The following is a 3,108-nucleotide window of genomic DNA, read 5'->3' as shown; positions in this document are numbered from 1 at the left end:
CCATGAAGAAGCACCTGAGATGCAAAAAGATCAATAACCGTTTTATCTCTAGGATAATCAGCCTTGGTCTGGTTAAAACCTTCAGTCAATAAATAATACTCCTCTTTTGTTACAATATCCAGTGAACTTAGTGGAAGATCAGGCTGTGATACTAAAACATTGATCAGCTTTAACAAATGACCTTTAAGCTGCTCCATAGTCTGTTGACTATAAACCCCTGGATTATAGCTGAACTTGAAGGAATGGGTATTTCCGGGAACAATAACTACTGTTAAATCATAGTTTGTCTGCTCTACATTATGGGTTTCCAAAATCCTTAACTCAGGGGCTTCACTCATTCCCTGACCTACCATCTCCTGCACCGGATAGTTCTCATAGATCAGGATATGATCAAACAGATCCTTACCAAGCTCACTCTCACCCTGAATATCTGCCAGCTGGCTGTAATGATAACCTGTTGAGGAAACACTATCAAAATGTAAAGCCTTCGCAACCTCAGAAAATACAGAATCTGCCCCCCCCCGAACACGAACAGGAATCGTATTGATAAACAATCCTACCATATCCTCAATACCATCAAGATCGCCAGGACGACCGGAAACTACTGAACCAAACACAACATCAGTTTCTACACCACCGTTATAGATACCAAGTAACACGCCCCAGACACACTGGAAAAAAGTGTTCTCGGTAATCCCCAAATCTGTACAAACCTCTTTGAGACGAATACTCATTGCTATATCCAAAGAAAAATCCAACTCTTCTATAACAGATCCTGATGCAACGAAGCTGCAATCCTTGGGAATTCCGAAAATACCACTGTAACCAGATAATTGACCCTGCCAGTAAGAACGACTCTCTTCATGATCAACACTCTCAAGCCACGAAAGGTAAGTACCATACGTATTCACCGGTTTTAATGAAGGCGAAGACCCACTCTTCAATGCATTATAGATATGAAGAAGGTCACCTATTAAGATACCTAAACACCATCCATCCATAAGGATATGGTGCATACTCCAGATAAACTCATATACATCCTCACCACACTTTAAAATAGATAAACGCATCGGATTCTGATGACATAAGTCAAAACCTTTGGCAATATCATTCCGCTTGTAATCTGATAAGAAAAAATCCGCCTCAGACCCTAAACCAACTTCTGCATAATGAAAATCAGCAAATCCCTCTTTCCTCACCACCTGAAGAGGAATATCACTCAAATCATCACTGAAAACGGTACGCAAAACAGAATAACGGCGGATAAGCTGCATATAACTCTCTTTCAATAATTCGATATCCAGCCCACCGGAAAGACGATAACTCATCTGGATAAAGTAAACTGAATCGCCGGGAGAAGATAACCAATGGTAAAATAATCCCTGCTGAAGTGGTGCTAAGCCATATACATCCTCTAAATCAACTCCCGCATTCAACTCCTTAACAGTAGAAATACTTAAATCTTTATAGGTAAGATCCACAGGCGTCAGGTACTGAACAGATTCTCCCGACAAAATATCAATCAGACTGATAAGGGTAGATTGATATAAAGAACATAACGATTCTATGGTACTGGCATCGTACTGACCTGAACTGTAAGAGACTCCCAACTGTAATTCATCATTGATGATCATTCCGGAGATATCCAGAACACTATCGCGTTCTTCATCCAGACTCTGGTCTTTCCCCCATGAGCGGCGAGAAAATTCAAACATACTATCTCCTCCTTCTGATGCCAACCCAGAACCAAAATCACCCAGGTAATTAAACAAAACATCTCCGATTACAGGATAATCTACTCCTTTTATATGTTTTAATATCCCATAACCGATCCCTTTATTAGGTACACGGTGAAGTATTTCCTTGACTTCTATAACATGATCCAATAAACTACGCCCGTTGGAAAATGGTAGTACAACAGGATACACAGAGGTAAACCAACCAACCGTACGGCTGATATCTAAACCGGAGCCTATAGGCTCCCGACCATGCCCCTCCATCTTCAACGACAGGGAATTTAAACCAAAATAACGACTTACACTGTAACTCAGACATGCTATTAATATATCATTGATATTCGTCTTATACGCACGGAAACACTCCGTTTGTAAACGATTTGTATTTTCTTTATCTAAACTAAAACTTACTAGTCTTGTATCAACGTTCTTTTTACTCCCCGAAGGATGGTCTACAGGGACAGCATCAACCTTCCTGCCCAAAACAGAATCCCAATAACTACCCTCTTGTTCAAGCTCACGGCTATCCGAATATTCATATATCTTCTCTGACCAGTATTTAAAGGAATCGGTCTTTAAGGGAAGTTCAACTACTTTTAACCCTTTTTGATAACCACTATATAATGTCACTAAGTCTTCAAATAAAATACGCCACGAAACCCCATCTACTACAAGATGGTGAACCGCAAGGAAAATGTAATCACCAGCAGCAGACCTGAGCAGGCCTGCCTTAAACAGCAGACCTTCTTCTATACGGATACCGGACTGAACTGCAATACATGCCTGGGAAAAGGAAGCATCATCATGCACTTCAAACTCCTCAATATCCAACATGACATCGGAAATATCACGGTTAAACTGATGCCACACGGTATCCTTGCGGTATACCATACGAAGGGCGTCATGATGTACAAACAGCGAATGAAGGGTTTGTTCTAATAGAGAACGGTCAACACAATCACGGCTTTTTAATAATACAGACTGATGAAAGTGGTCTTTATCTGAATAAAATCCTTCCAGAAAATCCTTCTGGATAGGGGTAAGAGAAACATCCCCAAAAACAGGTCCCTGATCTATAAAGCTGCTAAGGGCCTTCACGTGTAAAACTAAATCAGCAATCACAGGATACAACAAAATATCCTTAACCTCGCAGCTATAACCTTTCTGACGAAGACGAGATACAATCTGAATACATTTAATGGAATCGCCTCCCAAAAGAAAAAAATCATCCCTGACTCCGACAGGAGATTTTTTAAGAACATCTTCATATACACAGACCAATACTTCTTCGATAGCATTGCGCGCTGAAACATATTCAACACCGGAACCCAATGAAGATCCAAAGGCATCAGGTAAACTCACCCGGGCAATC

1 protein-coding gene is annotated in these 3,108 nt (G+C 40.6%); it reads right to left on the bottom strand.

Annotated elements, in window-relative coordinates:
- Positions 1-3,098 (bottom strand): condensation domain-containing protein (locus tag NZD88_RS21245; protein WP_423738675.1); only part of this gene is annotated, 3,098 nt, incomplete at its 3' end.
- Positions 3,099-3,108: the final 10 nt, after the last annotated feature.

Origin of the sequence: Chryseobacterium pyrolae, from assembly GCF_025153485.1 — a bacterium.
GTDB lineage: Bacteria > Bacteroidota > Bacteroidia > Flavobacteriales > Weeksellaceae > Chryseobacterium > Chryseobacterium antibioticum.
The sequence above is the reverse complement of the archived record's forward strand: the minus strand, read 5'-3'. Positions and strand labels throughout refer to the sequence as shown.